The sequence below is a fragment of the Joostella sp. CR20 genome (genome assembly GCF_038433465.1).
Classification (GTDB): Bacteria; Bacteroidota; Bacteroidia; order Flavobacteriales; family Flavobacteriaceae; genus Galbibacter.
Genome location: NZ_JAESVF010000034.1, coordinates 1 through 582 on the forward strand (window position 1 = coordinate 1; position 582 = coordinate 582).

At 36.8% G+C, this 582-nt stretch carries 1 pseudogene; it reads left to right on the plus strand.

Features of this window, described 5'->3' with window-relative positions:
- Positions 1-582 (plus strand): annotated as a pseudogene (locus tag JMA43_RS13925) (RHS repeat-associated core domain-containing protein); the annotation flags it as partial.

Genomic DNA, 582 nt, shown 5'->3' on the forward strand with positions numbered 1-582 from the left:
GAATTAAAAGAACTTTGTTATCAATACCGTTACGATAATCGTAATCGTTTAGTCGAGAAACAGCTTCCTGGTAAGGGTAAAGAATATATAGTTTACAACAAATTAGATCAGCCTATATTAACACAGGATGCGAATCAAGAAGCAAAGAAAGAATGGTTATTTACCAAATACGATGCTTTTGGAAGAGTTGTCTACACAGGGAAAGATTTAAACAATACCTCCAAGCGAGAAGCTTTACAAGGGGCAGCAAACAGTACAGCAAAGCAGTTTGAGCGAAAAACTTCCTCAGCTACGAGTTATGTAGGGACTCCTGTGTATTATAGCAAGGAAGCATATCCGCTTAGCTTTGATCAAGTATTAACGGTTAATTATTATGATAATTATATTTTTGATACCGATGGATTATCTGTTCCCACAAGCGTACTAGGTCAAGCGGTAGATACTCGAACACAATCCCTAGCTACTGGTAGTAAGGTACGAGTTTTAGATACGAATCATTGGATTACAACAATTTTTGGATATGATAAAAAGGGGCGTGTTATTTACACGGCGAGTAAGAATTCGTATTTAAGTACCACAACA